Origin of the sequence: Hydrogenophaga sp. SL48 (genome assembly GCF_021729865.1) — a bacterium.
Taxonomy (GTDB): Bacteria; Pseudomonadota; Gammaproteobacteria; order Burkholderiales; family Burkholderiaceae_C; genus Hydrogenophaga.
Map to the genome: position 1 here is coordinate 2,008,276 of NZ_CP063400.1, position 16,649 is coordinate 2,024,924.

A 16,649-nucleotide genomic window follows, 5' to 3' on the forward strand; every position below is an offset into this window, starting at 1 on the left:
CGGGCGGTCAGGGCAGCGGGCCGAACACCTGTTCCAGGCTCAGTTGGTCGGGCAGCACATAGATGGCAGCGGCCCGGGCGGAGAACACGGGCAGCAGGTGGGCATCGAAAAACCCGGCCGGCACATTGATGCAGCCGTAGGAAATGCGGTTGTCTTCGATGGTGTCGGAGGCCAGGCGCTGCAAGCGCCGCTCGGCGGGCTGGTGCGCGCGCACGCGGTGCATGGACACGGCCGCGTCGTAGTCGACCCACACCACCTCTTCCCCCGTGAGGTTGCGACCCAGTCGGCCGTTGAAGCGGCCCGCCGGCGTGGTCCGTTCTTCGGGGAGCACGTCGGCAATGGCCTTCTGTCCGATACCGGGCACCGAATGATCGCCCAGGGCCGAACCAATCAGCACGGCGGTGTGGGCTTGCAGCCGGGCCATGGCGTCAAACACGTACAGCCGCGCTGCCTGCTTGTCGACGACGACAAAGGGCATGGCAGCATGGTCCTGCGTGCCCACGCTCCAGCTGGCGATCCGCTTCACCTGTTCAGATGCAGGTACCACACCCAGATCCGCACGGTGCGGCGGGATGAACGGCAGCGCCGGGACGCCCGCCGCGAGCTCCCCCGGCGGGCTCTGTTCGGGCGTGCCGCTCGGCATGAGCAGCACCACGACGGTGAAGCCCGCGATCAATCCGGTGCGCAGCTCGGCGATCACCCGCGCAACGGTGTGTTGTTCAGCAGGAAACGGCAAGCCTGTGCCGCGGTTGAGGGGCGCAGGCAACGGGCCAGATGAAGGCGGCATGGTGGTTGCGGCGTGAGCCAGTGGCACAAGGCCGGCGACCCGGCATCCACCCACGCTGTCGCAGCGAGGATGACACCGGGCCGGGTGGCGTGCCGATCAGTTGCGGTCGGCGCGGGCCACAGGTTGGTCCATCGTGGACGCATCCTGGTTCATGGCGGGGGCGGTCATACCACCGCTCGCGGGAGGCGTCACCAAAGGCTGTACCTGAACCGTCGGTTCAGTCGCTGGCGTGGCGGTGCCAGGCGTGGACTGGGCATAGACCAGTCCGACAGTGCCAGCGACGGTGAGTGCGGTCAACGAAGCGGTGAGAAGTTTGGACGTGAGCATGGAAGTTTCCTTTCGGCTGCAAGCAGCACATTTCGTGTTCAGCCGGGAATTGCCGACCGGGTTTCAGCGTAGGTGGCGGCCACCCGAGGGGTCTGTACGCCCGCGTACCAACGCTTCGTCCTGCATGTAAGACATTGCGTCTGGCGCGGGGTGCGTTGGTGCGCTGCCGAACCGACCGGTCTGCGCACCTGCGCCAAGATGGTTCTTTAAAGAATGAAAGGAACAGACATGGCTCAAAGCGCAAAGATTGTGGGCAAGGTGGAATACCGGGGCGGCGATGGCCCGGCCGTGGAGATCCGCGAAGGCCCGGTGGAGGTGTCGGTCTCGACGGCCGACGCCACCCTGAGCTGGGTGGACGAGGATGTGCATGGCTCGGCGGCCATGCCCATCGGTGACTTTCGCCGCTATGTGAAAGAAGGGAAGATCAAGCTCGATGGACCGGTACAGGCCGAGCCTGAGCCGTCACCAGCGGGCCAGCCGCCGGTGACCTGAGGCCGGCCATCAGGACGACCGGTCGGAAAGGTCGAACGTCTTCACCAGTGTCGCCGGATTGCCGCTGACCACCACACCGGCTGGAACGCTGGACCGCACCACCGATCCCGCACCCACCACGCTGTCGTCGCCTATGGTCACCCCTTTCAGGACGATGCAGCCATAACCCACCCAGACGTTCGCGCCGATGCACACCGGCTCCGTCACCTCGGGCCGAGGCGGCGATCTGCGGATGTTTGGCGCCAGGTTGTGGAAGTCGGTGTCGGTCACCAGACCGGCGCCCACCAGCGAATGGCGACCGATCGACACCGATTGCATGCAATTGATCTTGGTGGCGTTGAGCACCACCCCTTGCTCCACCCGGACGCGGCCACGTCCGTAGATGCGCACGCCCATGATCACGTTCACACCCTGCGCCAGTTCGACCACAGCCGAACCCCACACTTCCAGGGTGTCGGCGATCACCGAGCCTTCACCGATGCGGAGCTGGCAATCTTTGTGCAGGGAAATCCGGCCAAGGAGACGGACCCCTGGGTGGATGGTGATGCGGGCGCCGTATCGACCGATGAGCCAGCGCCGGTAGATCCGGCTGCGGAGCTTTTGCCACTGGGCCACGACCCTGGCCCCCACGGTTTCGACGAGCTTTCGAACGGCCATCAATCAGCCCGCAGGCTTGAACGCCAGCGCTGCGGTCGCCGCAACGGGCAGGGAATGGAACGGCATGGGCAGAAGTATGGCATCCCGTTCGGGCCCGCACATCAAGGCGGAAGCGGTTATGCCTTCGCCGACGGTCACCTGGCTGGCTGCAGCAACAAAAGCCAATCACCTTCACCGGCGGCGTTCTTGCGATGGGGTTGGACGTGCATCAGCTGGCCCCGCACATCGAACCGAGCGGGGTGTTCATCGAAACTGGTGGGGTCGATCCAGGTGCCTTTCACCGGCCCTTTGAACAGGCGCAGGTCCACACTGAACGACTGGTCTGAAACCGTGTAGGCGATGGCGACCGACTTGTCCCTGGCGATGCCCATGGCCACGGGGGCACGGTGTGCCTGGAGCCATCCCAGTTTGTGCACGACCCGCCGCAGACGCGGTGAATGCTGCAAAAACGTGTCCAGTCGGCTGGTCTGAACCGGCTGCGGCTCGACTTCGTTCCAGGGGAGCGTTTCCAGGAATTTTCTGGCCCGCCCCAGTTGTCGGGCGCCGGGAAGATCCATCGCCTGATCCCAGGGCATGTTGCCCCAGCAGGACCCTGAAGGCGATGGTCCGAACGGCCGTTGAACCGCATTGACCTGCCAGATGCCATTGGCGCCGTAGGTGTGCCCGGCCAGACCGCTGTTGAGCGCGTGCGCCCAGAAAGCTTCGCGTGCGTTCCGGGCGGTGACGGTGGGGCTGATCTCCAGACCCTCGTAGCGTGCTTCCGCGCTGATCACGGGCATCGCCGGCGGCGTGCACCAGCCTTGCCACGCCCGCATGGCGTGGTGTGCCGTGGGCCCCCCGTGACCCGTTTGCTGCATCTCGAAGTCGAGCAATCCAGTGTCCGTGACCGATTCACGGGCGCTTTCGACGGGATGGGTGGTGATCAGGCGACCGAACCCGTTGAGGGTGCGCATGTAGGCCATCACCTGGCTCCAGTCCGATCTCAGCTGGATCCTTGAGGCCACCTTCTGGGCATGGCTCTCGAGGTACCAGGGCATGGTCTGCTCACCGGCCGCGGCCCAGACCAAGGGCAGCGCCCCCCAGCGCGCGATCAGGTAGCGCCAGTGGCGCTGCATGTTCTCCAACCCGATCATGGGCAGGTAATACCCCCAGGCTCCCAGAATGCACGGCGTCAAACCCTGCTCGACCAGATGAAAGATCCGCTGATCGGCCTCATCAAAAAAGCGGGGATTGATCTGTCCAAGGTCTTTTTCCCAGCAGAATCCACTGGGACTCACCCCCCGCTCGTCAAACAGCGGCATGTCGGGATACAGGCCCGCAACCAACTGGATCACGTTGAAGCCGGTCTCCTTCCGGTTGTGTGCCAGCGCCTGAAAGTCGTCCGGCCAGGACAGGCGACCGCACAGCCCCATCCACCAGGTGTCGCCCAGCCAGAAGAACGGCGTGCCGTCCGCGTGACAGAAATGGCGCCGATCCTCCGCGACCCGTATCCCGCCGTGTCGATAGAGCGGGTTGTCGCCGAGGTACGGTTCGATGTGCGCTTCACCGACCTGACCATGCAGGGACGGGTTGCCCTCGTCGCTGCACTGGGTCTTGAACGCATGGACGCCGGTTTCCGGCGAGGCGTACCGGACACACCAGGTGGTTTCACCGGCCCAGAAAGCAGGAACCACCACGGTGTTCCCGCTGGGGGCCGTGAAAGCCACGTCCAGCTCAACGTCCTTGAAGGGCTCCGCGTAGGCGGTCTCCGACTGAAAGCGGATCTCGATCGCCTGGTTCTGGTGCGCCTTGAACGAGGTGGTGTTCAACACGGCCAACCTGCGGTCAAGGGCTCGGGCTGGTGCCGGTGACGCGCCAGATCACGTCGCCCACGTCGTCGGCCACGAGCAAGGAATGGGCATCCGGCCCGATCGCGACACCCACCGGCCGGCCGTACGACACCGATTCGTCGGGCGCCAGGAAGCCCGACAGGATGTCGCGCACCGGGCCTGCGGGCCGGCCGTCGGCGAACGGCACAAACACCACCCGGTAGCCGCTGAGCGTGCTGCGGTTCCAGGAGCCGTGCTGCCCGATGACCATGCCGTCAACGTCGAAGCCCGGCAGGGTGCCGGCCGGCATCCAGCACAGGCCCAGCGAGGCGGTGTGCCCGCCCAGCGCGTAGTCGGGGGTGCGTGCGGTGGCCACTTTCGCCGCGTCCTGCGGCACACGGTCGTCCACCGTCTGGCCCCAGTAGCAGAAGGGCCAGCCATAGAAGCCGCCCTCGGCGACCGAGGTCAGGTAGTCGGGGGGTGTCTCGTCGCCCAGGCCGTCGCGCTCGTTGACCACCGTCCACAGGCGCTGCGTGGTCGGCTCCCAGGCCATGCCCACGGGGTTGCGCAGACCGCTGGCGAACACCCGGCAATCGTTTGTGGCCAGGTCCAGTTCATAGATGCATGCCCTGCCCTCTTCGACCTCCATGCCGCCTTCGGCGATGTTGGTGAGCGAGCCAACACCGACATAGAGCCGTCGACCGTCAGCACTGGGCAGCAGGCTGCGCGTCCAGTGACCGTCGGGCTTGAAGGTGGTCAGCCGCCTCGCCGGTGCGCTGATCCTTGTGCTGCCCTCGGTGTAGGCAAAGGCCATCACGCCGTCGGTGTTGCCGACATAAAAGGTATCGCCCAGCAGCGCCATGCCAAAGGGCTGGCGCTGGTTCTCCAGCAAGACATGCCGCTCTTCGGCCACCCCGTCGCGGTCGGCGTCACGCAGCAGTGTGATGCGGTTGGGGCTCTCGCCAAAGGCCGCCGCGCGGCGCATGGTGGCGACCATCGCATGGTCGAACAAGGTCTGAGGCTTCCCACCGGACTGCAAGGCCTCGGCGACGGTGACGTCGCCATTGGGCAGCACCAGAATCCAGCGCGGATGCTTCAGCCCGGACGCAAAGGCGTTGACCTTCAGGCCGGGGGCGGCTGTCGGCAACTGGCCCGGCGCCCAGCCGCGTGCGGTGGGCATCTTCAAGGTCGGAATGCGGCCCTGCGGGCGGGCCTCCGGAATCTGCGGAGCTTCACCCACCGCCGGACTTTGCGCACCATCCTGAAGGCTGCGCCACTTCACGGCACCGGCACCGACTACGGCCACCACCTTCGCCAATACATCATAAAAAACCATCGCAAGGCTCCTCGTCTGGGTTCAAAGGCCGGACAACATTGTCGGGCCGCGAACAAACCGGTGGGGTCACCCAAACAAAAAGCCCGGACGGTGTCTCATCCGGGCGCCAAGTCGTGTGCGTGCCTGCGGCACCCACATCAGATCACGGGTTCGCACGCACCAAATGAAGCGCTCTTAAATTGGACGGGCTCTCGATTTGACTGGTGCCGTTATGCAGATTGACGGACCAGGTGAAATTGCTGTTGAACGAGCGATAGGGGGTGGTTGACCATGTGAAATAGGAGGGGTTGTGCGGAAACACCGACGCATCGAGCGCAGGCGCCGCGCAACCATGGTCCACCACACTGAGCAATTCCTTGACATTGGGCACGCGCCAGCCGGCCTGTGTCCTGGCGTACTGCAAGGCCCCGAAATAGGTCATCGGCAAAGACTCCCCTGTGCAGGTGAATCCGTCCCAGCTCTTCCCTGCGGCGCAACGCGCCCAGACCAACCCGGTGGTCTTGTCCGTGGCTTCTGCACCGTTCAGCGTGAATCGCTCGGCCGTGGGTTGACTGGGGCAGGTGGACTCCGAAACCGTCCAGGCGCTGCGGACCAGACGCACGCCAGACGAACGCCACTCGCTCCGGCTCTCCGGCAAAGCCCCATGGGCGCCGCCGACGACCCATCCATCCCCGCTACGTATGGACACGCTAGGCGTGGCCGCCCAATAGGGGGACCAGGACTCAGCGTTCACGAACCAGCTTTGGTCGACGCCGGCCGGTGTACCAGCATGGAGGATCGAGTTGAGTTCCTTCACCGTTGGCAGTCGCCAGTCGGCATACCCGCAAAGTCCGACACTGTTGACATGGTTGAGATAGCCCACGCTGTTGGTGATGGCGAGAATTTCTGCCTGAGTGGGGTTGATCCAATCGCCCCCACTCCACTTCTGCGGCAGCGCCGGGTTGTCAAGATTTGTGGTTCTGTAGAGTCCCGATCGCACGCCACTGGCGGTCTTGCCTTCCCAGACCAGACCTGTGACGTTGTCCAGAACACATTCGGATTTGTCGTAGGAGCCGCCGCCTGGCTTGGGCAACAAGCTGTAGCTCAAGGGATTGACGGCGGATCGGTGTCCATCCTGCTGGTCGTAGAAGTCCAGCACAGAAGACGCCGCGCAGTCAGTCAGAGCGCCGGACAGGTTGAGGCACTCCGTATTGGAGAAACCGGTGTGTGGCACCTTGAACTTGGGGGCGATATAGGTGGCATCCGGCACGTAGTAAGCCGCGTTTTCGAACGCATATTGCGGCAGCGTGGCGCGGACGCGGTCCTTTTCCACCTCGTCCACCGTGTAGAAGTGGACCCCCTTGTTGAACTGGTAGAAGCGGTACAGCGGCCGGTAGCCATCGCCCAGGACCTTGCTGGCGTAGTAAGCCACGCCCTCGTAGGCAAACTGGGGCAGCGATGCCTCAATGAACGCCTTCTCCTCATCGCTGATGGAGTAGAAGTGGATGCCGGTACGCCTGTTGAAGAACCGGTACACGGGACTCAACCCGCTCTGAGCCGACTCGCTGACCTGAAAGGCAATACCTTCGTACACAAACTGGGGCAGGTTGGCCGTCACCGAGTCGCGCTCCTCTGCGCTGCTGGTGTAGAAGTGGGCGCCGGACCGGGTATTGAAGAAGCGATAGACCGGAACAGTGGACAGCCCTTTGGCGAGGCGCTTGGCCAGGCCCTTCGATGGCGAACCGCCAGCCTCTGCAGCAGACTGTGCCCCGGCAAGCTCTCGCGAATTGAGCTCAGCGCCTCTCCTGATCAAGGCATCCGACTGCTCCGTCGACGTCGTGGTGTCCGCCGCGCCGTTCGTCTTGAGTTTGGCATCGGACGATACGCTTCCACCGCCACAAGCCGTCAGCACGAGCCCCATCGCGATGCCGGCCAGAATTCGCCGGCCCAACGAGCGCCCAGCCAGCAGCGCATTGGATGTGATGACCAGGTGATCCATGCTTCCTCCCTTTACTTTCAGTTTTCAGCAGATCTCCGCATCAGATGCACGATCTGTCTGATGAAGTGATCCAACGACCCAGAATGTTTCTTTCGATCATAGATGGCAAAAGCCCTGGACAGTTTCCCGTCCTGGGCTTCTTGCTGGTGTGCGTGACAGCGAATTACTTCTTGCTCGGCGGCAAGTCGGTACAAGAGCCGTGCGCCACCAGCGCCGCCATGCCGATGCTCTCGCCCAGCGTGGGGTGCGGGTGGATGGTCTTGCCGATGTCGATGGCGTCTGCGCCCAGCTTCCGGGCTGTCGTCGAACAGCAGCTTGGTCGCGCCTTCGTCGCGGCCGTTGGCAATGGCGCGGCCAGAGGCCATCCAGGGGAACAGGCCCTTCTTGACCTTGATGCCCTGGGCCTTGGCTTGGTCTTCGGTCAAGCCCACCCAGGCCACCTCGGGGTCGGTGTAGGCCACGCTGGGGATCACGCGGGCGTTGAAGGCGGCTGCGGCCAGCTCCTTGTTGCCTTGGAGTTCACCGGCAATCACTTCAGCGGCCACATGGGCCTCGTGCACCGCCTTGTGCGCCAGCATGGGCTGACCCACGATGTCGCCGATGGCGAAGGTGTGGGGCACATTGGTGCGCATCTGGATGTCGACGTTGAGAAGCCGCGGTCGGTCACGACCACGCCGACCTTGTCGGCGGCGATCTTCTTGCCATTGGGCGTGAGGCCCACGGCCTGCAACACGAGGTCGTAGACCTGCGGCGCGGGGGCGGTGCCGCCCTCTTCCGCAGCGGCAAACGTCACCTCGATGCCTTCGGGCGTGGCCTTGGCGCCCACTGTTTTTGTCTTCAACAACCCATGAACCTCCACAAACCGCTGATGAGGGCCGTTGATTCCAGCATGTCTGCGCAGCATTGCAGGCAGCTTCCGTATTGTCGAACGCCTATGAAGCAGACGGTTCCTCTTCAGACTATTTGGCAAAGCCCAATCCCAAAAGGCACGAACCACCCGCGTGCCGATACGAGCGAGTTTAAGAAGCCCGCTATAGCTTCTTCACCTGAAAGGCGCTTGAGTCTTGGACACCCCCCATTCCGGCAGCAGGGCAAGAGAGGCACGTCGTACGCTGGCGACTGCTCTGATGTTCAAAGCGGAGGGCTTGGTAGCGCGAGTTATTCCAGATCTTTTCAAAGGAATCGGTTTTCAAATTTCCCATTGACTCTTCGGGGTAATACCACCAGCCGCAAGGTACGACATTCCCATAGCAATCGATACCGATGAAGTGCCAAGGGAATGGGCAGCAGTTTCTTGTTGTTTGCTCGGTGATTTGCAGGTCGAAATAAGAACGACCCAAATGAATCAAAGACACCTCGCCTTCAATCTTAAAGTTCGGGGGAAAATTGACCGAGATACCCAATCGGCTCGCCAAAACTCTAGCCTCATCCATCATACGGTTGCAAAGTTCTTTTTCGCCTTCAAGGGTTTCGTCAAGCGTGTCTGTATTTTCGTAACGAACAACATGCGTCGCGCTGATTCCCTCTATCCCAAGTTCATGGGCCAACTGGACCATTGCCGGCAATTCACGGATGTTGGAGCGCATCAGGACAAAGTTGAAGCTCAAGTGAGGAATGTTCGTTCCATGAAGATTTTTAGCCGTTTGCAGAGCCTTGATATTTCCGATGACCTTTTCGAAACTTGAGCCAACCCGGATGCGCTCGTAGGTTGGCGCTGTGGCTCCATCAATGGAGATGGATATATGAGTTAAAGCCGACCGCAGAACTGCATCGATTCGATTTTTATTGAGGAGAAGACCATTGGTGTTGATGTACACCATTGGAACCTTGTACCGTCCGGTTATCGAAAGCAACTCCTCAAAACGCTGGTGAAGCAATGGTTCGGTGCCGATGGAAAGTGAAACCCTTTCGCAAAATGGGAAAATTTGCTCGGCAATCCGGGCAAAGTCGGCCACACTGATATCTTCCCGCTTGCGCTTATAGATACGCTCATCGCTAAAGTAACACATAATGCAACGAAGATTGCACTGATTGGTAATATCCATCTCAAGTTTGAAGGGCCTGATTCCCAGATGGGTCCGAATATTTCCTTCAGAGATGGCCTGCTGGCAAGCCTTGACGCTTCCAAAGTGTTCATGGAACTGACTCAGTAGCGACATGACCTCGCTGGGGGTTGGTTGGCGGAGAAGATATTGGTTGTAGATGTTGGCGATTTCCGTGAACAGAGGCTTACCCACCACAGAGTAAAACGCACTACGCTGGATTTCGTATTGAAGTCGATCCAGGGTTACTCCCTCTTCCGCGAGACGCGATAAATAACGAAGTTGGGAATCGATCCCAAATCGGCGATTGACAAATCGGATCACTTGAGCCGGCAGATTTCTCCATGCAACCGTTCTGAGCATATCTAAGCACCTTTTGTCTGAGCACTACAAATGACAAGAATAGCTTTTATTCTTGTTTTTAACATTCAAAATTCTTTATCAAATCCCAACTTTAGCCTCACCATGCAATGTATTTCAATTTTCAAGAGTCAAGCGACATATTCAACCTCTATCATCTCTTGGTCGTGAAATGAGGTATACGAATCGGAAATGCAGCAGCATGAAAAACCATGACATGAGGATTGTGCATCACAAGCCCGTATATCGGAATACATAGGCAACTTGTTCCGAGCCAGTTGCCCGAACTGGGCAGGTTTGACCCGTTTGGTTCTGTGGCAGTCACAGCCGCACCGGAACGATGTTGTTTTCGCATTCTTTCAACTCACCGGCTGATGCGCTGGTCGACATCGATGTCCTGCGCGAGGACAGGAATTTCAACCACATGAGGTCAAGCATTGCATGGATCTGGGGCTAACGAAGCGTCCTTGTTTGCTGAGTTTTAGGTGGTGTTGTTTGTCCGCAAGTGATTTTGGAATGTGTCCGGTCGTTGGAGATGCTGCATATGCAATGCGTGTCGCTGCGGGTCAAAGCCGCTGTCTTTTCGTTCACTAAGGAAGGTCTGCACAACACCCGCTACGGCGCGAGGTGATGCATGCAATTTCAAATGATGGCGATTTCAGGCTCACGAGGGCGCTTTGTTGGCCGATTTCGCCCTGATTCGTGGCCGTTGGCCGCATTCGGACGCACTCATCCTCGGGTCTCCTTCAAAAGCGTTCGGCGCACCATCCAGATGTTGGACAACGCAAACAGGGTGTGCAGCTGCGCCGTGTTCTTGGCCAATCCCCGGTAGCGCACCTTCACATATCCGAACTGGCGCTTGATCACCCGGAACGGGTGTTCGACCTTGGCTCGGATGCGCGCCTTGGTTTTCTCCAGCGCTTCCATGATCGAGCCCATGGGCGTTTCCTTGTCCAGCGCCTTGCGATGGCTGGGCATCATGGCCACGTACCAGTGGACCTCGGGATGGTCCTTGATCACCTCATCGCGCTTGTGAACGCCCCGGTAGCCAGAGTCGGCAAAGACATCGGTTTCGTCGCCGTGCAGCAGTTCGCTGGCCTGGGTGATGTCGTGCGCGTTGGCCGCTGTGGCCTTGACGGTGTGCACCAGGCCCGATTCGGCATCGACCCCAATATGCGCTTTCATCCCGAAGTGCCACTGGTTGCCCTTCTTGGTCTGATGCATCTCGGGGTCGCGTTCGCCGCTGTTGTTCTTGGTCGAGCTGGGGGCGGCAATGAGCGTGGCGTCGACGACCGTACCGCTCTTGAGCAGCAGGCCTTTGTCGGCCAGGGTGGCGTTGACCGTGGCAAGCAATTGCAGGCTCAAGTTGTGTTGTTCGAGCAGATGGCGAAAGCGCAGGATGGTGCTCTCGTCAGGCAAGTTCTCCTCACCCTGGTCCAGCCCCGCAAACTCTCGAAACATGGGCGTGTCGTACAGCGCCTCCTCCATCGCCGGGTCGGACAGGTTGAACCACTGCTGCAGGAAGTGAATGCGAAGCATGGTTCGCACGGCAAACGGCGGACGACCACCCTTGGCGCCAGGCGTTGGTGCATGCTGTGCAATCAGCGACACCAGCTCGGTCCACGGCACTACCAGGTTCATCTCGTCGAGGAACTCGCGCTTGCGCGTTCTCTTGGTCTTGCGCTCGAATCCGCTCTCGCCCAGGCTCATTTGCTTCATGACGTCACTGTCTCACATCGGCCCACGGCGCCGCGGTTTTGCAGACCTTCCCTAACTGACGCGCGGACCCACCTGATAGTTCGGTGCCGATTGTGCAGCCTCATACTGTCCAAGCCGTTGATCAACGCATCCACTTTGGCACATCGATGCCGATCAGGGTGGGGGCGTCCATCCCATTGCTGATTGCCCTTCTTGGTCTGGTGCGTCTCGGGGTCGCGCTCGCCGCTGCTGTTCTTGGTCGAACTGGGCGCGGCAATCAGCGTGGCATCGACCACCGTGCCGCTCTTGAGGAGCAGCCCCTTGGCCGCCAGCTTGGCGTTGACGGTGGCCAGGATCTGCAGGCTCAGGCGGTGCTTCTCCAGCAGATGGCGAAAGCGCAGGATGGTGCTCTCATCGGGCACGTAGTCCCCGCCCATGTCCAGCCCGGCGAATTCGCGAAACATCGGCGTGTCGTACAGCGCCTCTTCCATTGCCGGGTCCGACAGGTTGAACCACTGCGGCAGGAAGTGGATGCGCAGCATCGTCTGCAGAGCAAACAGCGGGCGACCGCCTTTGCCACCAGGGGCCGGCGCGTGCGGGGCAATCAGCGCCACCAGCTCCGCCAACGACACCACCAGGTTCATCTCGTCGAGGAACTCGCGCTTGCGCGTCCTCTTGCTCTTGCGCTCGAATCCGCTCTCGCCCAGGCTCATTTGCTTCATGCCGGCAATGTCTCACATCGTTCGATGGATGCCGAGGTTGTGCAGACCATCCGTGGCGGATCCAGAATCCGCGTCAGCTGGGTGCCGCCCATTGCCCGCTCGGCCACGATGGCCACCGCCTCATGGGTTGCATCATCGACCACGGTCAGGTTCTTGAGAGTGCGACCTTCAGCCGTTCGGTCAAAGACGAAGTCCATGGACCACACCTGGTTGGCAACCATCGGACGTTGCAGGGGGGTGGCGGTCAGCCAGCGGGATCTTCTTGCGCTTGCGTTTCCTGACCTGCAGACCCGCCTCGGCATACAGGCGCTCGACGCGCTTGTGGTTAACGATCTCACGGAACTGGCGCACGTCAGGTAGATCATGCCCGCACCGTACCGTCGATGGCGTTGCGCCGGGGCGATGATCTTGTCCTTCAAGGCGCTGTTTCAGTCTGCAGCGGGCTCACAACGATAGGCGCTGGCGCTCATGCCGATGACGCGCAGTGAACGGCGTTCGCTCAGTCCGCAGCCGACCATGTGGCTCACCATCTCGCGCCGTGCGGGTGCGTTCACCACTTTTTTCTCAAGGCTTCTTTCGTCACCTCGCTCTCAAGCATCGACTCGGCCAGCAGCCGTTTGAGGCGAGCGTTTTCAAGCTCGAGGTCCTTGAGGCGCTTGGCATCAGAGATGCTCATGCCACCGAACGTGTTGCGCCAGAGGTAGTAGCTGGCTTCCGAGAAACCGTGCCGACGACACAACTCGGCCACCGGCAGACCCGTCTCAGCCTCGCGCAAGAGGCCAATGATCTGCTCTTCCGTAAATCTCTTCTTCACGTCCAATCCCCTGTCCTCGGGATTGGACTCCAGATATTGAGCGTGAAAAGCACAAGGCCCGATACATTTCGGGACCGGGCCTCGTCGGGGTGTCGGGTAGGCCGTGCTACTTTTTCGACGGTGGCAAATCGGTACAAGACCCGTGCGCCACCTCCGCCGCCATGCCGATGCTTTCGCCCAGCGTGGGGTGCGGGTGGATGGTCTTGCCGATGTCGATGGCGTCTGCACCCATTTCAATGGCCAGCGCGATCTCGCCGATCATGTCGCCCGCGTGTGTGCCGACCATGCCGCCGCCGAGGATCTTGCCGTGGCCATGTGCCTCAGGGCTGTCGTCGAACAGCAGCTTGGTGACGCCTTCGTCGCGGCCGTTGGCGATGGCGCGGCCTGAAGCCGTCCAGGGGAACAGGCCCTTCTTGACCTTGATGCCCTGCGCCTTGGCCTGGTCTTCGGTGAGACCCACCCAGGCCACCTCGGGGTCGGTGTAGGCCACGCTGGGGATCACGCGGGCGTTGAAGGCGGCCGCTGCAAGCTCCTTGTTGCCCTGCAATTCACCAGCGATGACTTCCGCCGCCACGTGCGCCTCGTGCACCGCCTTGTGCGCCAGCATGGGCTGGCCCACGATGTCACCGATGGCGAAGATGTGCGGCACGTTGGTGCGCATCTGGATGTCAACGTTGATAAAGCCCCGGTCGGTCACGGCCACGCCGGCCTTGTCGGCGGCGATCTTCTTGCCGTTGGGCGTGCGGCCCACGGCCTGCAGCACCAGGTCGTAGACCTGCGGCGCGGGGGCGGTGCCGCCCTCTTCCGCTGCGGCGAACGTCACCTCGATGCCTTCGGGTGTGGCCTTGGCCCCCACCGTCTTGGTCTTGAGCATGATGTTGTCGAAGCGCTTGGCGTTCATCTTCTGCCAGATCTTGACCAGGTCGCGGTCGGCGCCCTGCATCAGGCCGTCGAGCATTTCCACCACGTCCAGGCGCGCGCCCAGGGTGCTGTAGACCGTGCCCATCTCCAGGCCGATGATGCCGCCGCCCAGGATCAACATGCGCTTGGGCACTTCCTTGAGCGCCAGCGCGCCGGTGCTGTCCACCACGCGCGGATCGTCGGGCATGAAGGGCAGGCGCACCGCCTGCGAGCCGGCGGCGATGATGCACTTCTTGAAGGCCACGACCTTCTTGCTGCCGGTCTTCTCCTGGCCGGTGCCGGTGGTCTCTTCCACTTCCACATGGTTGGGACCGACGAAGGCGCCGTAGCCGCGCACGGTGGTGACCTTGCGCATCTTGGCCATCGCGGCCAGGCCGCCGGTCAGCTTGCCGATCACCTTCTCTTTGTGGCCGCGCAGTTTGTCCACGTTGACCGAGGGTGCACCGAAGTCCACGCCGAGGTCGGCCATGTGGCTGACCTCGTCCATCACCGCGGCCACGTGCAGCAGCGCCTTGGACGGGATGCAACCCACGTTCAGGCAGACGCCACCCAGCTGGGCATAACGCTCGACCAGCACGACCTTCAGGCCGAGGTCGGCGGCGCGGAACGCCGCCGAGTAGCCGCCGGGGCCGGCGCCGAGCACGAGCACGTCGCACTCGATGTCGGCGCTGCCGCCGAAGCTGGCTGCGGCAGGGGCCACCACGGAAGCCGTCGCCGGAGCGGCAGCAGGTGTCGGCGCTGCAGCAGCGGGCGCTGCCGCTGGTACTGCAGGAGCGCTGGCAGCGCCCTCACCGTCCAGCACCAGCACCACCGAGCCTTGCTTGACCTTGTCGCCCAGCTTCACTTTGAGCTCTTTCACCACACCGGCGTGCGACGAAGGAATCTCCATCGAGGCCTTGTCGGACTCCACGGTGATCAGCGATTGCTCGGCCTTGACGGTGTCACCGGGTTTGACCAGCAACTCGATCACGGCCACTTCGTCGAAGTCGCCAATGTCGGGAACTTGAATATCGATCAGTGCCATCGTCATTCCTTAAAGAAGAACACGACGGAAGTCGCCGAGGATCTGACCGAGGTACGCGTTGAAGCGGGCCGCCGCGGCGCCGTCGATCACGCGGTGGTCCCAGGTCAGCGACAGCGGCAGCATCAGGCGCGGCTGGAAGGCCTTGCCGTCCCACACCGGTTCCATGTTGCTTTTGCAGACGCCGAGGATGGCGACTTCGGGCGCGTTGATGATGGGCGTGAAGTAACGGCCGCCAATGCCACCGAGGCTGGAGATGGTGAACGTGGCACCGCTCATTTCAGCCGGGCTCAACTTGCCGTCGCGCGCCTTCTTGGCGAGCTCGCCCATTTCCTGGCTGATCTGCAGCACACCCTTCTTGTCAGCGTCCTTGATCACCGGGACCATCAGGCCGTTGGGCGTGTCGGCCGCAAAGCCGATGTGCCAGTACTGCTTGTAGACCAGCGAGTCGCCGTCGATCGAGCTGTTGAACTCGGGGAACTTCTTGAGCGCGGCAACCGATGCCTTGATCAGAAAAGCGAGCATGGTGACCTTAACGCCGCTCTTCTCGTTCTCCTTGTTGGTGGAGACGCGGAAGGCTTCGAGGTCGGTGATGTCGGCGTCATCGTGGTTGGTGACGGCCGGGATCATGATCGCGTTGCGCAACAGGTTGGCGCCGCTGATTTTCTTGATGCGGCCCATCTCCTTGCGTTCGATGGGGCCGAACTTGGCGAAATCCACCTTCGGCCAGGGGATCAGGCCCAGCTCGGAACCACCACCGCCGGTCGATGCCGGGGCCTTGGCCTTTTGGGCGGCGGTCTGCACCGCACCGGCCATGACCGATTTGGTGAAGCCCTGCACGTCGTCCAGGGTGATGCGGCCCTTGGGGCCCTTGCCCTGCACTTCGCTCAGCGGCACGCCGAGCTCGCGGGCGAACTTGCGCACCGAGGGTGAGGCATGCGGCAGGCCCAGCGCCGGGGTGCTGGTGGGGTTGTGGGCCGGTGCGGCTTCCACCGACGCTGTGGCGGCCGCAGAAGCGGCCACGGCAGCAGCAGCGGGCGCAGCGGCCTGGGCAGCCGGTGCGGCTGCTGGGGCCGAAGCGGCGGCGCCAGCGGCGCCCTCCAGGATGGCCAGCAGGTCACCGATGTTGACCGTGTCGCCGACCTTGACCTTGAGTTCCTTCAGCACGCCGGCGTGCGACGAAGGGATCTCCATCGAAGCCTTGTCCGACTCGACCGTGATCAGGCTCTGCTCGACCTTGATGGTGTCGCCGGGCTTGACGAAGACCTCGATGACGGCGACGTCCTTGAAGTCGCCGATGTCGGGCACGAACACCTGCACCGGGCCTGAAGCCGCGGGTGCGGCCGCAGGCGCAGCAGCGGCAGCTGGCGCGGCCACCGGTGCAGGTGCGGGCGCCGCAGCAGGAGCTGCTGCAGGCGCAGGGGCGGCGGCCTCACCGGCGGCTTCCACCACCAGCACCACCGAACCCTCTTTCACCTTGTCGCCCAGCGCCACTCGCAGTTCTTTCACCACGCCAGCGGTGCTGGACGGAATTTCCATCGAGGCCTTGTCGGACTCGACCGTGATCAGCGACTGTTCGGCCTTGACCGTGTCGCCCACCTTGACCAGCAGTTCAATGACCGCCACTTCGTCGAAGTCGCCGATGTCCGGGACCTTCACTTCTACCAGTGCCATGTTGTTGTCTCC

Annotated in this window: 11 protein-coding genes and 3 pseudogenes; 1 reads left to right on the forward strand and 13 read right to left on the reverse strand. The window is 62.1% G+C overall.

What is annotated here, in order from left to right; all coding sequences use genetic code 11:
- Positions 1-7: 7 nt before the first annotated feature.
- On the reverse strand, positions 8-736 hold the full coding sequence (locus IM738_RS09545; protein WP_236965635.1) for a hypothetical protein: 729 nt from the start codon (positions 734-736) through the stop codon (positions 8-10).
- 147 nt (positions 737-883) lie between these two features.
- Positions 884-1,114: a hypothetical protein gene (locus tag IM738_RS09550; RefSeq protein WP_236965636.1), complete on the reverse strand. Its 231-nt coding sequence runs from the start codon at positions 1,112-1,114 to the stop codon at positions 884-886.
- Between the two features lie 228 nt (positions 1,115-1,342).
- On the opposite strand from IM738_RS09550, the gene IM738_RS09555 reads away from it, so the two are divergent.
- Complete coding sequence (locus tag IM738_RS09555; RefSeq protein WP_236965637.1) at positions 1,343-1,606, forward strand: hypothetical protein; 264 nt, start codon at positions 1,343-1,345, stop codon at positions 1,604-1,606.
- Between the two features lie 9 nt (positions 1,607-1,615).
- Here the strand turns inward: IM738_RS09555 and IM738_RS25915 are convergent, their stop codons facing one another.
- The 11 genes and pseudogenes from IM738_RS25915 to aceF form a co-directional block, all read right to left on the reverse strand.
- A complete protein-coding gene (locus IM738_RS25915; RefSeq protein WP_272907844.1) occupies positions 1,616-2,263 on the reverse strand; it encodes an acyltransferase in 648 nt (215 codons plus the stop codon).
- A gap of 134 nt (positions 2,264-2,397) precedes the next feature.
- Positions 2,398-4,074: an apiosidase-like domain-containing protein gene (locus IM738_RS09565; protein WP_236965638.1), complete on the reverse strand. Its 1,677-nt coding sequence runs from the start codon at positions 4,072-4,074 to the stop codon at positions 2,398-2,400.
- 13 nt (positions 4,075-4,087) lie between these two features.
- Positions 4,088-5,407: a PQQ-dependent sugar dehydrogenase gene (locus IM738_RS09570; protein ID WP_236965639.1), complete on the reverse strand. Its 1,320-nt coding sequence runs from the start codon at positions 5,405-5,407 to the stop codon at positions 4,088-4,090.
- 142 nt (positions 5,408-5,549) lie between these two features.
- Complete coding sequence (locus tag IM738_RS09575) at positions 5,550-7,385, reverse strand: DUF1566 domain-containing protein (RefSeq protein WP_236965640.1); 1,836 nt, start codon at positions 7,383-7,385, stop codon at positions 5,550-5,552.
- A gap of 163 nt (positions 7,386-7,548) precedes the next feature.
- Positions 7,549-8,229 (reverse strand): annotated as a pseudogene (locus IM738_RS09580) (FAD-dependent oxidoreductase); the annotation flags it as partial.
- Positions 8,230-8,416: 187 nt separating this feature from the next.
- Positions 8,417-9,790 carry a radical SAM/SPASM domain-containing protein gene (locus IM738_RS09585; protein WP_236965641.1) on the reverse strand — a complete coding sequence of 458 codons (1,374 nt, stop codon included), beginning with the start codon at positions 9,788-9,790 and terminating at the stop codon, positions 8,417-8,419.
- Positions 9,791-10,516: 726 nt separating this feature from the next.
- The gene (locus IM738_RS09590; protein WP_236961435.1) at positions 10,517-11,506 is read right to left on the reverse strand and encodes an IS5 family transposase; all 990 of its coding nucleotides are present in this window, start codon (positions 11,504-11,506) and stop codon (positions 10,517-10,519) included.
- A gap of 173 nt (positions 11,507-11,679) precedes the next feature.
- Positions 11,680-12,207, reverse strand: a pseudogene (locus IM738_RS09595) (IS5 family transposase); the annotation flags it as partial.
- A gap of 59 nt (positions 12,208-12,266) precedes the next feature.
- A pseudogene (locus tag IM738_RS09600) lies at positions 12,267-13,021 on the reverse strand (transposase); the annotation flags it as partial.
- 106 nt (positions 13,022-13,127) lie between these two features.
- Positions 13,128-14,966 carry a dihydrolipoyl dehydrogenase gene (gene lpdA / locus IM738_RS09605; RefSeq protein ID WP_236965642.1) on the reverse strand — a complete coding sequence of 613 codons (1,839 nt, stop codon included), beginning with the start codon at positions 14,964-14,966 and terminating at the stop codon, positions 13,128-13,130.
- Positions 14,967-14,975: 9 nt separating this feature from the next.
- Positions 14,976-16,637 (reverse strand): dihydrolipoyllysine-residue acetyltransferase, encoded by a 1,662-nt coding sequence (gene aceF / locus IM738_RS09610; protein ID WP_236965643.1) that lies wholly within the window; start codon positions 16,635-16,637, stop codon positions 14,976-14,978.
- Positions 16,638-16,649: the final 12 nt, after the last annotated feature.

Coding starts and splice junctions, on each gene's coding strand:
- IM738_RS09550 (WP_236965636.1), bottom strand. CDS start 1,114: ATGCTCACGTCCAAACTTCTCACCGCTTCGTTGACCGCACTCACCGTC.
- IM738_RS09555 (WP_236965637.1), top strand. CDS start 1,343: ATGGCTCAAAGCGCAAAGATTGTGGGCAAGGTGGAATACCGGGGCGGC.
- IM738_RS25915 (WP_272907844.1), bottom strand. CDS start 2,263: ATGGCCGTTCGAAAGCTCGTCGAAACCGTGGGGGCCAGGGTCGTGGCC.
- IM738_RS09570 (WP_236965639.1), bottom strand. CDS start 5,407: ATGGTTTTTTATGATGTATTGGCGAAGGTGGTGGCCGTAGTCGGTGCC.
- IM738_RS09575 (WP_236965640.1), bottom strand. CDS start 7,385: ATGGATCACCTGGTCATCACATCCAATGCGCTGCTGGCTGGGCGCTCG.
- IM738_RS09585 (WP_236965641.1), bottom strand. CDS start 9,790: ATGCTCAGAACGGTTGCATGGAGAAATCTGCCGGCTCAAGTGATCCGA.
- IM738_RS09590 (WP_236961435.1), bottom strand. CDS start 11,506: ATGAAGCAAATGAGCCTGGGCGAGAGCGGATTCGAGCGCAAGACCAAG.
- lpdA (WP_236965642.1), bottom strand. CDS start 14,966: ATGGCACTGATCGATATTCAAGTTCCCGACATTGGCGACTTCGACGAA.
- aceF (WP_236965643.1), bottom strand. CDS start 16,637: ATGGCACTGGTAGAAGTGAAGGTCCCGGACATCGGCGACTTCGACGAA.